The sequence below is a fragment of the Sodalis-like secondary symbiont of Drepanosiphum platanoidis genome (assembly GCF_964059955.1).
GTDB lineage: Bacteria > Pseudomonadota > Gammaproteobacteria > Enterobacterales > Enterobacteriaceae.
Genome location: NZ_OZ060924.1, coordinates 275,625 through 291,860, shown reverse-complemented (window position 1 = coordinate 291,860; position 16,236 = coordinate 275,625). Strand labels below are relative to the sequence as shown.

The window sequence follows — 16,236 nt, the reverse complement described above, 5'->3', positions numbered from 1 at the left end:
TTATATCCTTGAATCTAAAAGTTTTTTTTTATTATCTTTAGATATATAATTAAATGGAATAGGCCCATCTAATTTTCCATCAAGAAATTGTCTAGCGCGTATATCTTGTGTTAATTCTAAATCTTTAGAAGAACCTTCTGCTACAATACATGAATCTGCAAGAATATATGAATAATCAGAAATACTTAATACTTCTGGTATATCATGAGATACTAATATACAAGTAGTATGCAAATTTTTATTTAATTTATTTATAAGTGTAATTAATATTTTTAAAGATATAGGATCTTGACCAACAAATGGTTCATCAAAAATAATTAATTTAGGATTTAAAGATATAGCACGAGCTAATGCAACTCTTCTAGACATTCCTCCAGACAATTCATATGGCATAAGTGATGCTGCATTACGTAAACCTACTGTTTCTAATTTCATAAATACAATATTACGTAAAACAGATTCGGTTAATTTAGTATGCATTCTTAATGGAAAAGCTACATTTTCAAATACAGTAAGATCAGTAAATAACGCTCCTGATTGAAATAACATACTCATACTTTTTCTTATTTTATATAAATTATTACGAGATAACTTTGTTATATTATTATTATTTATCCAAATTTCTCCTGAATTAGGTTTTAATTGTCCAGTAATTAAATGAAGTAAAGTAGTTTTTCCAACTCCAGAAGGTCCCATAATAGAAGTAATTTTTCCTTTAATAAAATTCATATTAATATTTTTAAATATAATTCGATGGCCATGATTAAAACTTAATTTTAAAATTTTTACAAGGCTATCACAAATATTCATATCATATAATCCTTAATATAATTAATATTTAATTTTAGTTAATTAAAATTAAATAAAAATTTTATTTAAAATTTTTATTATACTAATTTTTTAAAATTTTTAATTAAAAATTTAATATAATAAATTTTATTAAATTATTTAATTAAAAATTTTATTTGTATTTATAATAAAGATACATTATATTTTATTTTTTATATGAAATTAAAATATATTAATATATTTTAATAAAAATGTTAATAAAATATATATAAAATAATATTAAATAAATTTTTTAAAAAATATTTATAAAATTAATATTAATTTTACAGTTAAAAACTTTATATATAAATATTTTTATATATTTATTTTTTAAATAATTTTTTATAAAAAATTTATTTTAATTTATATATAATTTTTTTAAAAAAAAATAATTTTTTATAAAAATATATAATATATAATATATAATATATAATATATAATATTTATATTTATTAAAAAATTTATTTAATAAATAAATAATTATTTTTTTATTTATTTATTAAACAATAATATTATTTTAAAACATTTAAATAATAAACTAGGAATATTTTATGTTAAAAAAAAAATAAATTTTAATTTTATTGATATAGGAAGGAAAATAGTTAAAATTGAAAAAAATAGTTTATCATATTTATATAAAAATATTAATAATAATTTTAAACTTGCTATTGAAGAAATATTATTATGTACTGGAAAAGTTATTGTTACTGGTATAGGAAAATCTGGATATATTGGAAGAAAAATATCTTCAACTTTATCTAGTACTGGTACACCATCATTATTTTTAAATCCTGTAGAAGCTATTCATGGTGATTTAGGTGTAATACAAAATACAGATATTATACTTGCTATATCAAATTCTGGAGAATCTATAGAAATTATTAATTTGTTTAAAGCATTAAAAATATTAAAAATTCCTATTATTTCTATTACTAGTAATAAAAAAAGTTCTATTAGTTTAAAATCTAAAATTAATTTATGTTCTTATGTTATAAAAGAAGCTTGTCCTTTTAATATATCTCCTACATGTAGTACTACTTCTTTATTAGTTATGGGTGATGCTTTAGCTATTACATTATTGGAATCAAAAAAATTTACAAGAAAAAAAATTTCTTTACTTCATCCTGGAGGAGAAATTGGAAAAAAATTTATTTCTATAAAAGATATTATGCTTACATTTGATAAAATTCCATCTTTTTATAAAGATTCTTTATTACGTAAAGTATTTATAAAAATATTTAATAAAAAATTTAGTATAGCAGTAATATATAATAATTCTATGAAAATAAAGGGTATATTTACGGACAATGAATTATTTAAAGTAATTAATACAAATATAAATTTAAATAATTCAATTATATCTGATGTTTTAAAATTAAAAAATTTTTATGTTTATTCCTCATTTTCTATATCAAAAACTTTAAGTATAATGAAAAAATATAAAACTAATGGACTTTTAGTTAAACATAATAATAAATATATTGGAGTTATACATTTAAATAATATAATAAATTTTAATAAAAAAAATAAAGGAAAATTTTAAAATGTATAAAAAAAAATATTTAAATAAATTTTATTATCCAATTAATCGTACCATACTTAATAGTGCTAAATTAATAAAGTTATTGATTTGTGATGTAGATGGAGTATTATCTAATGGAATGATTTTTTTAGGAAAAAATGGAGAAGAAATTAAATCTTTTAATATTAAAGATGGTTATGGTATAAAAAAATTAATAAAAAAAAATATTGAAGTTGCAATTATTACTGGTGGTTCTTCAATTTCTATAAAAAAACGTTGTAAATTTTTAGGTATTAAACATATTTATCAAAATCAATCTAATAAAATTAATGCGTTAAACATTTTATTAAAAAAAATTAATTTGAATTTAACACAAGTAGCTTATATAGGAGATGATTTAATTGATAAAAAAATAATGAATATTGTAGGATTAAGTATAGCAGTATCAGATGCTCATCCATTAATAAAACCATATGCACATTATATAACTAAAAAACTTGGAGGATATGGAGCTGTAAGAGAAATATGTGATTTAATTTTATCATCACAAAATTAAAATTATTAATTTATAAGGTGATAAAATGAATAAAAAAAAATTATTAGTAATAATTTTATTATTAATTACAATTTTTATTTTATTTTTTTTAAAAAAATTAGATAATAATATTTTTTTATATAAAGAAAAAAATTTTTTTTATCCAAAATATCAAATATTTAATAGTAAAATATTTTATTATAATAAAAATGGTTTTTTAAATTATACAATAATTTCTAATAAAATAAAATATTTTCCATTATTTAATAAAATTAAATTATATAATCCATTAATTACAATTTTTGATAAAAATATTAAATATTGTTGGAAAATATCATCTAATAAATTAAAAATTAATAAAAATAAATATATTTATTTATATAAAAAAGTAAAAATAATAAATTTTAATAATAAATCAAAAATTAATATTATTAAAACACAAAACTTATTAATAAATTTATATAAAAAAAATATTTATTTTAATAAATAAAATTAATTAATAATTTAATTTTTTTAAAAAAAATAAATTTAATTTATTAAAAAAATAATATATTATTATTTTTAATAAAAAAATCTTTATAATAATTTTTAAAAAAAAATTTAATATATATTTTTATATATATAAATTTTAATATTAATTATTTTATTAAAAATAAATTTAAAAATTAAATAAAGTATTTATGTCAATATTAATTGTAAAAAATTTATATAAATTTTATAAAAAAATATGTATTATTAAAAATATTAGTTTAAAAATTAATACTAGTGAAATAGTAGGACTTTTAGGTCCTAATGGTGCTGGAAAAACAACAACTTTTTATATTATTTTAGGAATAATTAAACATAATTATGGATCTATTTTTATAGATAATAAAAATATTAGTCTATTTCCTTTACATATAAGAGCAAGATATGGAATAAATTATCTTCCTCAAGAATCTTCTATCTTTAGAGGATTAAATGTTTTTGATAATTTAATGTCAATATTGGAAATTAGAAAAGATATAAAAAAAAATAAAAAAATAGATTATATAAATAAATTAATGAAAGAATTTAATATTAGTCATTTAAAAAACAATATTGGAAATTCTCTTTCTGGAGGAGAAAGAAGAAGAGTAGAAATTGCTAGAACTTTAACAACTAATCCAAAATTTATTCTTTTAGATGAACCTTTTGCTGGAATAGATCCTATTTCAATTATAGATATAAAAAATATTATTAAAAAATTAAAAAAAAATGGAATAGGTATTTTAATTACTGATCATAATGTACGTGAAACTCTTGATATTTGTCAAAGAGCTTATATAGTAAATAAAGGTAAATTACTTGCAGAAGGAACTCCAATAGATATTATGTCTAATAAAAACGTTAAAAAATTTTATTTAGGAGAAAAATTTAAATTATAAAGTTTTTTATAAAATATTTATTATAAATAAAATTTTATAAAATTCTTTAATAAATTAATAAAAAATTATTTTAATTAATTATATTAATTAATTAAAAATTATAATTAAAGTTTATTAAATTTTAAAAATTTAAATAAATATATTTTTAAAAATTATGAATAATATTAACATTAATAAAAAAAAATCAATATTATATATTGTTCCTACTCCTATTGGCAATATATATGATATTACATATAGAGCAGTTTACATTTTAAAAAATGTAGATATTATTCTTGCTGAAGATAAAAGAAAAACTGGTATTATTTTAAAAAATTTTTCTATTAATACTAATATGATATCTTTAAATAGTTATAATGAAAAAAATAAAACAAATGATTTAATTTTAAAATTAAAAAAAGGTAAAAATATTGCTATTGTATCTGATGCAGGTACTCCATTAATTAACGATCCTGGATCTTATTTAGTAAAGTGTTGTATAAAAGAAAAAATACTTATTATACCATTACCAGGTCCTTGTGCTGCTATCACAGCTCTTTCTGCTTCTGGTTTATATACTAATAAATTTTGTTATGAAGGATTTCTTCCTAAAAAAAAAAATAGTAGATTAAATTATTTAAAAATTTTAAAAAAAGAAAATCGCACTATCATAATTTATGAATCTAGATATAGATTAATAAATACTTTAATAGATATAAAAAAAATTTTAGGTGAAAATAGATCTATAGTTATAGTAAAAGAACTTACAAAAACTTGGGAATATATTAAAAGAACAAATATAAAAAATCTTTTGATATGGTTACAAAAAAATAAAAATTTTATTTTAGGAGAAATAATATTAATTATAGAAGGTTGTAATAAAAATAATATAGATTCTTTAAAAAAAGCTTTAAAATTTCTAAAAGTTCTTCATAATTATTTACCAATAAAAAAATCAATAAAAATAATTTCTAATTTATATAAAATAAAAAAAAATATTTTATATAAGAATTATATTGTTTAATATAATTTAATATGTTATTTTTTTTTAAAATAAATATTTATTTTTTATGTAAATAAAATATAGTTTATATATAAAATATTTTTTTAAAAAAATAAATAAAATTTTAAATAAATATTTATATATATAAATTTTAAATAAATATTTATATTAAAATAATTAATTTTAAAAATTTTATAAAATATTTAAAATAAATAATTTATTATAAATTATAATATTTTTTATAAAGGATTCGATGAGAACAAGTCAATATATTATTTCTACACTAAAAGAAATTCCAAAAGATATTAATCTTATAAGTCATCAACTTATGATTCGTTCTGGTATGATACGACAAATTTCATCTGGAATATATACATGGTTACCTACTGGATTTCGTGTATTAAATAAATTAAAAAAATTTATAAGAAAAGAAATGAATAATATTGGAGCATTAGAAATATTAATGCCAATTTCTCAACCAATAAATTTATGGAAAAAAAGTGGACGAATTTTAGAATACGGTTTAGAATTAATAAAATTTATAGATCGTAGTAAAAAAGAATTTATTTTAGGTCCAACTCATGAAGAAATTATTACAAATATTTTTAAAAATGAAATAATTTCTCATAAAAATTTACCATTAACTTTTTTTCAAATACAAACAAAGTTTAGAGATGAAATAAGACCACGTTGTGGAATAATAAGATCTAGAGAATTTTTAATGAAAGATGCTTATTCTTTTCATAAAAATCAAAAATCTTTAAATAAAACATATGAAATTATAAAAAAAACATATAATAATATATTTAAAAAATTAAATTTAAAAATATGTATAATAAAAGCAAATAATGGAGAAATTGGAGGAAATTTATCTCATGAATTTCATTCTATAAATAAAAATGGAGAAGATAAAATTATTTTTTCAAAAAAATTAAATTCTTATACAAATTTTAATTTTTTTAAAGAAAAATTTCCAAATGTCAAAATATTAAATACAAAAAAAAAATTATCTACAATTAGTATATATAATAAATATACATTATTTGAAATATCAAAAAATATTAATAAACCTCTTAATAAGTTTGTAAAAACTATTGTTATAAAAGCTAATAAAAATTATTGTCATAAATTTATTGTATTAATGATAAGAGCAGATTATGAATTAAATATAAATAAAGTAAAAAAATTACCTAATATAAAAATTCCTTTAACTATAATTACAGATAAAAAAATATATAAAATATTTGGAATAAAAAAAATATTTATAGGTCCAGTAAATTTTAAATTTCCAATATTTATTGATTATAATATATCAATCATGAATTATTTTATATCAGGTGCAAATATAAATAATAAATATTTTTTAAATATTAATTGGAAAAGAGATGTAAATTGTTCTTTAATTAAAATAGTAGATTTATGCAAATCTAATAAAAAAAATATTTATTTAAAAGATAAAAATAATATAAAGATTATAAAAGGAATTGAAGTTGGTCATATATTTCAAGTTGGAGAAAAATATTCTAAAAAATTTAATGCAAAAATACAATTAAAAAATAATTTTAAAAAACCATTATTAATGGGATGTTATGGAATAGGAATTTCACGAATTTTAGCTGCTATTATAGAACAAAATCATGATAAAAATGGAATTATTTGGCCTAGAAATTTATCTCCTTTTCAAGTATCAATAGTTCCTATATGTATGTATTTTTATAAAAAAGTTCAAAAATATTCTGAAAAATTATATTATGAATTAATTAAAAATGGAATTGATGTTTTATTAGATGATAGAAAAGAAACTTTAGGAGTTATGTTAAAAGATATGGATTTAATTGGAATACCTAATGTAATAATTATTGGAAATAATTTTTTAAAAAATAAAAAAGTTGAATACAAAAATAGAAATAATTTTTCAAAAAAAATTATTAATATAAATTATATTATTGATTTTATTTTAAATAAATGTATAAAAAATTAAGTTTTTATATAAATTTAAAATTTTTTTTAAAAATTATTTTATATAAAATATTTTATAATAAATTTATAAATTATTATTAATTAAAAATTTAAATAAATTTTAATAAAATTATGTCTATTGATACTTCTTGGAAACCTACATCATCTATTAAAAATTTAATTAATAGAGCAATTTTTATAAAAAAAATTAGAAAATTTTTTTATAAAAAAAAATATTTAGAGGTAGATACACCTATTTTAAGTAAATTTACTGTTACTGATGCACATATAAAATCATTTAAAACTGTTTTTAAAAAATTAAATATAAGAAAAAAATTATATCTTATTACAAGTCCAGAATATCATATGAAAAGATTAATTGCAGCTAATAGTGGTCCTATTTTTCAGATATGTCATAGTTTTCGTAATGGAGAAATCGGAAGATTACATCAACCTGAATTTACTATGTTAGAATGGTATAATCCAAAATTTGGTATGCAAGAATTAATAAAAGAATCTGATGAACTTCTAAAAAAAATATTTTCATATAAAAAAATAAAAAAAATATCTTATAAAAATATTTATATAAAATATTTAGGAATAGATCCATTTAAAGAAAAAATTAAAAATTTACAAAAAAAATCTATATTATTAAATATAGAAAAAAAAACTGTTTTATCTTTAAATAAAAATGAATTATTACAATTAATTTTTTCTATAGCTATAGAACCTAATATTGGTAAATTTCAACCAGTTGTTGTTTATCATTTTCCTATAGAACAATCTTTACTTTCTAAAATTAATAAAAAAAATTCAAAAGTTTCTAATAGATTTGAAATTTATTTCAAAGGAATCGAAATAGCTAATGGATTTCAAGAATTAACTAATTTATCTGAACATTATAAAAGATTTAATAATCAAAATAATATAAGAAAATTATTAAATATTTCTACAAAAAAAATTGATAAATATTTTATATCTGCACTTAAATATGGACTTCCTTCATGTTCTGGAATATCTATAGGAATAGATCGTTTATTAATGATATTAACAAAAATGAATAATATAAAAGATATAATATCTTTTTCTATAGAAAATTCATAATTTTAAGTTTAATTTAAAATATTTATATAAAATTTTATATATTTAATAATATAAAACTTATTATAAATTTTATTTTTTTAATGTTATAAAATATTTAATTAAATTAATACATTATTTATTATTAAATATTTTATAATTTTTTTATAAATTTATAAATATAATTATTAACTTATAAATACAATAAATATTATGAATATAATTTTATTTGGTTGTCCTGGATCAGGAAAAGGAACACAAGCAGAATTTATTATAAATAAATATAAAATACCTCATATTTCTACAGGAAATATTCTAAGACATGAAATAAAAAAAAAATCATATATTGGAAAAAAAGTATTTAATATTATTAAAAAAGGAAAATTAGTTGATGATAAAATAATTATAAAATTAATTAAAAATCGTATTAATAAAAAAGATTGTAAATTAGGATATTTGTTGGATGGATTTCCTAGAACAATTAAACAAGCTAATTTAATAAAAAAAAAAAATATTACTATAGATATAGTTTTTGAAATATTTACACCAGAAAAAATAATAATTGAAAGATTATCAGGAAGAAGAATACATACAAAATCTGGAAGAATATATCATATAAAATATAATCCACCTAAAAATCATATGATTGACGATATTACAGGAGATTTACTTGATATTAGATTAGATGATAATAAAAAAATTATAAAAAAACGTTTAATTAATTTTTATAAAAAAACTTATCCATTAATAAATTTTTTTTATAAAGAATCTTTAAATAATAATATTAAATTTTTTAAAATAAATAATTTTAATAATATACAAAAAACTAGTATAAAAATTTTTAAAATTATTGATAAATATTTTCCTAAAAAATATTAAAATATTTTTATATAAAAGGTTATTTATGAGTTGGATTGAAAAAATTATTAAAAAAAGTGTAAAATATACTAAAAAAAAATCTAATATTCCAGAAGGAATATGGACAAAATGTGAAAACTGTAGTCAAATTTTATATAAAGAAGAATTAAAAAAAAATCTTGAAGTATGTCCAAAATGTGATTATCATATGCGTATGCGTGCACGTGTAAGATTAAAAAGTTTTTTAGATATAGGAAGTGAACATGAACTTTTATCTAAATTAGAACCAAAAGATATATTAAAATTTAAAGATAAAAAAAAATATAAAGATAGAATAATTTATGCTCAAAAAATAACACAAGAAAAAGAAGCACTAATAGTAATGAAAGGAAAATTATATAATATTCCAATAATATCAGCATCATTCGAATTTTCTTTTATAGGAGGTTCATTATCTTCAGTAGTAGGTACAAAATTTGTTTATGCTGTAGAAAAATCAATAAAATATAAATGCCCATTAGTATGTTTTTCAGCAAGTGGAGGCGCTCGTATGCAAGAGGGTCTTATTTCTTTAATGCAAATGGCAAAAACTAGTGCTGCATTATCTAAATTAAAAAAAAATAATATACCATATATTTCAGTATTAACAGATCCTACTATGGGTGGAGTTTCAGCTAGTATAGGAATGTTAGGTGATATAAATATTGCAGAACCAAAAGCATTAATTGGTTTTGCTGGACCAAGAGTAATTGAACAAACTGTAAGAGAAAAATTACCTAAAAAATTTCAAAGAAGTGAATTTTTATTAGAAAAAGGAGCTATTGATATGATTGTTAAAAGAAATGATATGAGAAAATGTTTAGCATCTATTTTAAATAAACTTACATATCAATTTAAATAAATTTAATTTTATATATATTTTAAATAATATTTTTAATATAAATAATTTTATTTTAAATAAATAAAATAATTATTTTTAAAAAAAATTTTTATATAAAAAATATAATTTTAATTTTTTATTTTTTATTTTTCCAATTCCTAAAAATATTTTTTTTTTTCCTTGAGTTATATAAACAAAAGTATTTTTAATAAAACTTTTAATATATATTTCTTTACCATTAAATATTTTTTTAAATTCTTCATAAGAAATATTTATTGAATCTATATTCAATAATTTATTATTTATTGGCAATAAAAATTTATCAATTTTTTTAAAAAAATTTTGTAAATTTTTTTTATTTTTATATATAAATTTTAATTTTTTTATAGATATCATTTTTTCTTTTAAAAAATTTCCAACTGATAATCTTTTTAATTTTATTACATGAGCACCACATCCAATAAGTTCACCAAGATCATCTATTATAGTTCTTATATATGTTCCTTTAGAACAATGAATATATAATTCTATTATTTTTTTATTCCAAAATAATATTTTAATATCATATATATATATTTTACGTTTTTTTCTTGGTAATATTATACCTTTTCTTGCATATTTATATAATTCTTTACCATTATATTTAATTGCAGAAAACATAGGTGGTATTTGATATATTTTTCCATAAAAATATTTAATTTTTTCTTTTAAAATTAAAAAATTTATTTTTACTGGACGAATATTAATAATTTTTCCTTCTGAATCCATGGTATTTGTTCTTTTACCTAATTTAGCAACAACTTTATAAGTTTTATCAGAATTTAATACATATTGAGATAATTTAGTAAATTTTCCAAAAAAAATAGGTAACATTCCAGTAGCTAATACATCTAAAGTTCCAGCATGTCCAGCTTTTTCTGCATGAAATATTTTTTTAATTTTTTGTAATGTTGCATTAGAAGAAATTCCAGAGGGTTTATCTATTAATAATATTCCATTAATTTTTCTAATATTTTTTTTTTTGCTTTTTATTAAAAAATTCATAAATTTTTATATTTTATATAAAATTTGTTTAAATATATTAAATTTATTTTTTTATATTTTTTAATAAACTATATATTTTTATACTTTTTTCTAATGAATTATCATATATAAAATATAGTTTAGGAGTTATACGAATATTAATTTTTTTACTTAAAAAAAATCTTATAAATTTAGAAGCTTTTTGTAAAATTTTTATTTTTTTTTTCATTTCATTAATATTTTTTTTTTTAATACTATTAATAAAAATTTTTGCATAAGATAAATCTCTAGAAATTTTTACTTCAATAACATAAATATATTTAATTCTATTATCAGATATTTTTTCTTGTAAAATTACAGAAATAGATTTTTTTATTTCTTGACATAATTTAATATTACGAATTTTATAACATTCCATTTAAAATACCTAAAATAAAATTTATTAAATATTTTATTTTAAATAAAATATTTTTTATTTATTAAAAATATTTAATTTTTTATTTAAAAATAAATAATTTTATATTTATATATAAATAAAATATTAATAACTTATTTATTTAAAAAAAATTAATTTTTTTATAAAATAAATCTACTTAAATCTTCATTTGAAGATAATTTTCCTAAACTATTTTTTACATAATTTGAATTAATAGATATTTTTTTATTTTTATATTTATCTGAATTATAAGATATATCTTCCATTAATCTTTCTAAAACTGTATGTAATCTTCTAGCACCAATGTTTTCAGTTCTTTCATTAATTTTCCATGCAGTTTCAGCTATACCTTTAATTCCATTTTTAGTAAAAACAATTTCTATTCCTTCAGTAGCCATAAGTGCAATATATTGAGTTGTTAAAGAAGCATTAGGTTCTGTTAGAATTCTTTCAAAATCCTTACTAGTTAATGCAGATAATTCTACTCTAATTGGTAATCTACCTTGAAGTTCTGGAATTAAATCTGATGGACTAGATATTTGAAAAGATCCTGATGCTATAAATAAAATATAATCAGTTTTTACTATTCCATGTTTTGTAGTAACTGTACATCCTTCTACTAATGGTAACAAATCTCTTTGAACTCCTTCTCTTGATACATCAGGACCTGAATTTTCACCATATTTACAAATTTTATCTATTTCATCTATAAAAATAATTCCATTTTGTTCTACAGATTCAATGGCTTTAATTTTTAATTCTTCTGGATTAACTAATTTAGAAGCTTCTTCTTCTATTAAAAGTTTCATAGCTTCCTTAATATTTACTCTATGATTTTTTTTTTGGTTATTAGATAAATTTTTAAACATAGATTGTAATTGATTAGTTAATTCTTCCATTCCTGGAGGTGCCATAATTTCTACACCCATTTGAGATGATGAAATATTAATATCTATTTTTTTTGAATCTAAAGATCCTTCTCTTAATTTTTTTCTAAAATGTTGTCTAGTATTTGTAAATTCTTTATTTTCTTCTGATTCTCCCCAACTATTTTTAGCTGGAGGTAAAATTATATCTAAAATACGTTCTTCTGCTAATTCTTCTGCTTTAAAACGATTTTTTTTTATAGAATCTATACGAATCATTTTTACTGCAATATCAGTTAAATCTCTTATAATAGAATCTACTTCTTTTCCAACATATCCTACTTCTGTAAATTTTGTTGCTTCTACTTTTATAAAAGGAGCATGAGCTAATTTTGCTAAACGTCTTGCAATTTCTGTTTTTCCTACACCAGTAGGACCAATCATTAATATATTTTTAGGTGTTACTTCATGTCTTAAATCTTCTTTTAATTGCATACGTCTCCAACGATTTCTTAATGCAATAGCTACTGCTCGTTTAGCATCATTTTGTCCAATAATATGACTATCTAGTTCAGATACAATTTCTTTAGGAATCATTTTAGACATTTTATAATCCTTACTATTTAGATATTAATTCTTCAATAGATGAAAAATGATTAGTATATATACAAAGATCGCTTGCAATTTTAAGAGATTTTTCAACAATTTTTTTAGCACTTAATTTGGTATTTTCTAATAATGCACGAGCAGCAGATTGTGCATATGGACCACCTGATCCAATAGAAATAATATCATTTTCTGGTTGAATAACATCTCCATTTCCAGTAATAATTAAAGATGCTTTTTTATCAACAACTGCAAGAATAGCTTCTAATTTTCTTAAAATACGATTAGTTCTCCAATCTTTTGCTAATTCTACTGCAGCTTTAATAAGTTGACCATGATGTATTTCTAATTTTTTTTCAAAAAGTTCAAATAAAGTAAAAGCATCAGCTGTTCCTCCAGCAAAACCTGCAATAATTTTTTCTTTATATAAACGACGAACTTTTTTTACATTTCCTTTCATTATTGTATTACCAAGAGTAGCTTGGCCATCACCTGCCATGACAACATGATTTTTACGACGTATACTTACTATTGTTGTCAAAATATTACTCCTTTTTTATTTAATATATTTAAAATTAATTATTATTTATATTTAATTATTTTAATAAAAATTTATATTAATTTTATAAAATTTTAAAAAAATATAAAATATTATAATTATTTATTTTATTTTAAATTATTTATTTTAAATAAAGAGATAATTAAAAGTTATTTAATTAATTATTTTTTAAAATATTTATTTATATTAATATTAATTATATATGAAATAAAAATATTTTTATATAAACTTTAAATTATATTTAAATAATATTATACTATATATTCTATATCAATGCTATTATTAATAATAGAATATATTTAATTTAAAATTAAAAAATTTACAAAAATAAAAATTAATATAAATAAAATTTTTTTAAAAAATTTTATTTATATTTTATAAAAATTTATATATTTTTAAAATAAAAACTTGTAATATAAAATAAATTATATATAATTTATTTAATTATTTTAATAATTTAAATATTTAAATTATTAAATAATTTTATTTATATAATTATTTATATAAATAATTATATTTAATTTTTTAAATAAATTTTAAATTATTTTAAATAATATAATTATAAATTTTAAAAAAATTATATATATTTAATTATATATTTATTTAAATAAATAAAATATATATAGGCCCCTTAGCTCAGTTGGTTAGAGCACGCGACTCATAATCGCTAGGTCGCTGGTTCAAGTCCAGCAGGGGCCATAAAATAAAAATAATTATATTTAAAAATTTTTATATAAATATTTAAATATATTTTAATTATTTTTTAATAAAATTAATTTATTTATTCTTTTTATAAATTTATTAGGATCTTCTAAAGAACCTTTTTCTGATAGTAAAGCTTGTTCAAAAAGTAATTCTACCCATTCATTAAACAAATCTACATTATTTATATTATATAAATTTTTTATTAATTTATGATTTATATTAATTTCAAAAACATATTTTATTTCTGGAGCTTTTTGCCCAGAAACTTCAAATAATTTAGCCATTTGTGTAGACATATCATTAGAATCAGTAGTTAATACTGCAGGTGTTTCAACTAATCTATAACTAATTTTAACTTCTTTTATTCTATCATTTAAATAATTCTTTATTTTTTTTACAAAAAGTTCTGTATTTTTTGTATTATCTTCTTTTTTATTATCTATATTTTTTATATTTAATAATTCTTCTAATGAAGAATCTATTTTAGATATTGATGCAAATGGAATATTATTATATTCTGTAATATAACTCATCATCCATTCATCAACTCTATCAAAGAGTAATAAAACTTCTATATTATTTTTTTTTAATAATTCTAAATGTGGACTATTTTTAGCAGAAGAATAACTATCAGAAGATATATAATATATTTTTTTTTGTTTTTCTATCATTCTATTTGTATAAGTTTTTAATGAAATTTTTTCTTCTTCTTTTTTATTATATGTAGTAGAAAAACGTAATAATTCTAAAATTTTTTTATTATTAATTGAATCTTCTGCTGGTCCTTCTTTTAAGATTAAACCAAATTCATTCCAAAAATTATTATATTCTTTTTCATTTTTTTCTGAAAAATTATTTATCATTGATAAAATACGATTTGTTAATGATAATTTTATTTTTTTAATAATTGTATTATCTTGTAATATTTCTCTAGAAATATTTAATGGAAGATCTTTTGAATCAACTAATCCTTTTACAAATCTCAAATAATTTGGTAATAATTGTTTAGCATTATCCATTATAAATACACGTTGAACATATAATTTTAATCCATGTTTATTATTTCTATCCCAAGCATTCCATGATGATTTTTTTGGTATATATAATAAACTAGTATATTCTTGACTACCTTCAACATTATTATGACTCCAAATTAATGCATCATTAACATCTTGAGATAAATATTTATAAAATTCTTGATATTCTATTTCACTAATTTCTGATTTATTACGAATCCATAAAGCTTTTGCTTGATTAATTGTTTCCCATTCATCAGTTTTTTTTAAATTATTATTTTCTTTATTTTTTTCAAAAGATTTTTTTAATCTTACTGGTAATGAAATATGGTTAGAATATTTATTAATAATATTTTTTAAACGCCAATCATCAAGAAATTCATTTTCATTATCTCTTAAATAAAGAATAATTTTTGTACCTCTTTTATCTTTATCTATATAAGAAATATTATAACTTCCTTCTCCAGTAGATTCCCATAAAACTCCTTTATTAATTGGATATCCAGCATATCTAGTATATACAACAACTTTTTTAGAAATAATAAATGATGAATAAAATCCTACACCAAATTGTCCAATTAATGATTGATCTTTTTTAACATCTTTATTAATAGATTTTAAAAATGATTTAGTACCAGATTTTGCAATAGTTCCTAAATTATTTATAACTTCTTTATAAGTCATTCCTATTCCATTATCTTCAACAGTAATTGAAGAATCTTTTTTATCAAAAGATATATTTACAAATAAATTACTATTTCCTTCATATAATTTAGGATTTGATAATGCTTTAAATCTTAATTTATCTGATGCATCTGATGCATTAGATATTAATTCTCTTAAAAAAATTTCTTTATTTGAATAAAGAGAATGAATCATTAAATGCAAAAGTTCTTTTACTTCAGATTCAAATACTCTTGTTTCTTTTATAGACATGATAGATTCCTCAATCTATTAAATTTTTATTTAAAAAAT

General features: G+C 17.5%; 15 protein-coding genes and 1 tRNA gene. 10 read left to right on the top strand and 6 right to left on the bottom strand.

Features of this window, described 5'->3' with window-relative positions; translation table 11 throughout:
• Nucleotides 1-810 carry an ATP-binding cassette domain-containing protein gene (locus AB4W47_RS01215; protein ID WP_367670467.1) on the bottom strand — a complete coding sequence of 270 codons (810 nt, stop codon included), beginning with the start codon at nt 808-810 and terminating at the stop codon, nt 1-3.
• A 490-nt stretch (nt 811-1,300) separates the two neighbouring features.
• On the opposite strand from AB4W47_RS01215, the gene AB4W47_RS01210 reads away from it, so the two are divergent.
• From AB4W47_RS01210 to accD, 9 genes are all read left to right on the top strand, one after another.
• On the top strand, nt 1,301-2,371 hold the full coding sequence (locus AB4W47_RS01210; protein WP_367670778.1) for a KpsF/GutQ family sugar-phosphate isomerase: 1,071 nt from the start codon (nt 1,301-1,303) through the stop codon (nt 2,369-2,371).
• A gap of 1 nt (nt 2,372) precedes the next feature.
• Nucleotides 2,373-2,906, top strand: a complete 534-nt coding sequence (gene kdsC / locus AB4W47_RS01205; protein ID WP_367670466.1) for a 3-deoxy-manno-octulosonate-8-phosphatase KdsC — start codon at nt 2,373-2,375, stop codon at nt 2,904-2,906.
• 25 nt (nt 2,907-2,931) lie between these two features.
• Complete coding sequence (gene lptC, locus AB4W47_RS01200; RefSeq protein WP_367670465.1) at nt 2,932-3,375, top strand: LPS export ABC transporter periplasmic protein LptC; 444 nt, start codon at nt 2,932-2,934, stop codon at nt 3,373-3,375.
• Nucleotides 3,376-3,565: 190 nt separating this feature from the next.
• A complete protein-coding gene (gene lptB, locus AB4W47_RS01195; protein WP_367670464.1) occupies nt 3,566-4,291 on the top strand; it encodes an LPS export ABC transporter ATP-binding protein in 726 nt (241 codons plus the stop codon).
• Nucleotides 4,292-4,445: 154 nt separating this feature from the next.
• Nucleotides 4,446-5,294, top strand: coding sequence for a 16S rRNA (cytidine(1402)-2'-O)-methyltransferase (gene rsmI, locus AB4W47_RS01190; RefSeq protein WP_367670463.1), 849 nt, complete (start codon nt 4,446-4,448; stop codon nt 5,292-5,294).
• Between the two features lie 232 nt (nt 5,295-5,526).
• Entirely contained in the window at nt 5,527-7,254 is a 1,728-nt protein-coding gene (locus AB4W47_RS01185) for a proline--tRNA ligase (protein ID WP_367670462.1), read from the top strand.
• Nucleotides 7,255-7,364: 110 nt separating this feature from the next.
• A complete protein-coding gene (gene epmA / locus AB4W47_RS01180; RefSeq protein WP_367670461.1) occupies nt 7,365-8,336 on the top strand; it encodes an elongation factor P--(R)-beta-lysine ligase in 972 nt (323 codons plus the stop codon).
• Nucleotides 8,337-8,525: 189 nt separating this feature from the next.
• Nucleotides 8,526-9,191, top strand: a complete 666-nt coding sequence (adk, locus tag AB4W47_RS01175; RefSeq protein ID WP_367670460.1) for an adenylate kinase — start codon at nt 8,526-8,528, stop codon at nt 9,189-9,191.
• Between the two features lie 25 nt (nt 9,192-9,216).
• A complete protein-coding gene (gene accD / locus AB4W47_RS01170) occupies nt 9,217-10,071 on the top strand; it encodes an acetyl-CoA carboxylase, carboxyltransferase subunit beta (protein ID WP_367670459.1) in 855 nt (284 codons plus the stop codon).
• Between the two features lie 75 nt (nt 10,072-10,146).
• Here the strand turns inward: accD and truB are convergent, their stop codons facing one another.
• The 4 genes from truB to hslV all read right to left on the bottom strand — a co-directional run bounded on the left by truB (nt 10,147) and on the right by hslV (nt 13,522).
• Nucleotides 10,147-11,094, bottom strand: a complete 948-nt coding sequence (gene truB, locus AB4W47_RS01165; RefSeq protein WP_367670458.1) for a tRNA pseudouridine(55) synthase TruB — start codon at nt 11,092-11,094, stop codon at nt 10,147-10,149.
• 43 nt (nt 11,095-11,137) lie between these two features.
• Nucleotides 11,138-11,491 carry a 30S ribosome-binding factor RbfA gene (gene rbfA / locus AB4W47_RS01160; RefSeq protein WP_367670457.1) on the bottom strand — a complete coding sequence of 118 codons (354 nt, stop codon included), beginning with the start codon at nt 11,489-11,491 and terminating at the stop codon, nt 11,138-11,140.
• Between the two features lie 158 nt (nt 11,492-11,649).
• Complete coding sequence (hslU, locus tag AB4W47_RS01155) at nt 11,650-12,981, bottom strand: HslU--HslV peptidase ATPase subunit (protein WP_367670456.1); 1,332 nt, start codon at nt 12,979-12,981, stop codon at nt 11,650-11,652.
• Between the two features lie 13 nt (nt 12,982-12,994).
• Nucleotides 12,995-13,522, bottom strand: a complete 528-nt coding sequence (gene hslV / locus AB4W47_RS01150; RefSeq protein WP_367670455.1) for an ATP-dependent protease subunit HslV — start codon at nt 13,520-13,522, stop codon at nt 12,995-12,997.
• Nucleotides 13,523-14,165: 643 nt separating this feature from the next.
• Between hslV and AB4W47_RS01145 the strand changes: the two genes are divergently transcribed.
• Nucleotides 14,166-14,239: transfer RNA gene (locus AB4W47_RS01145), tRNA-Ile, on the top strand.
• 53 nt (nt 14,240-14,292) lie between these two features.
• Here the strand turns inward: AB4W47_RS01145 and htpG are convergent.
• Nucleotides 14,293-16,197: a molecular chaperone HtpG gene (htpG, locus tag AB4W47_RS01140; RefSeq protein WP_367670454.1), complete on the bottom strand. Its 1,905-nt coding sequence runs from the start codon at nt 16,195-16,197 to the stop codon at nt 14,293-14,295.
• Nucleotides 16,198-16,236 lie beyond the last annotated feature (39 nt).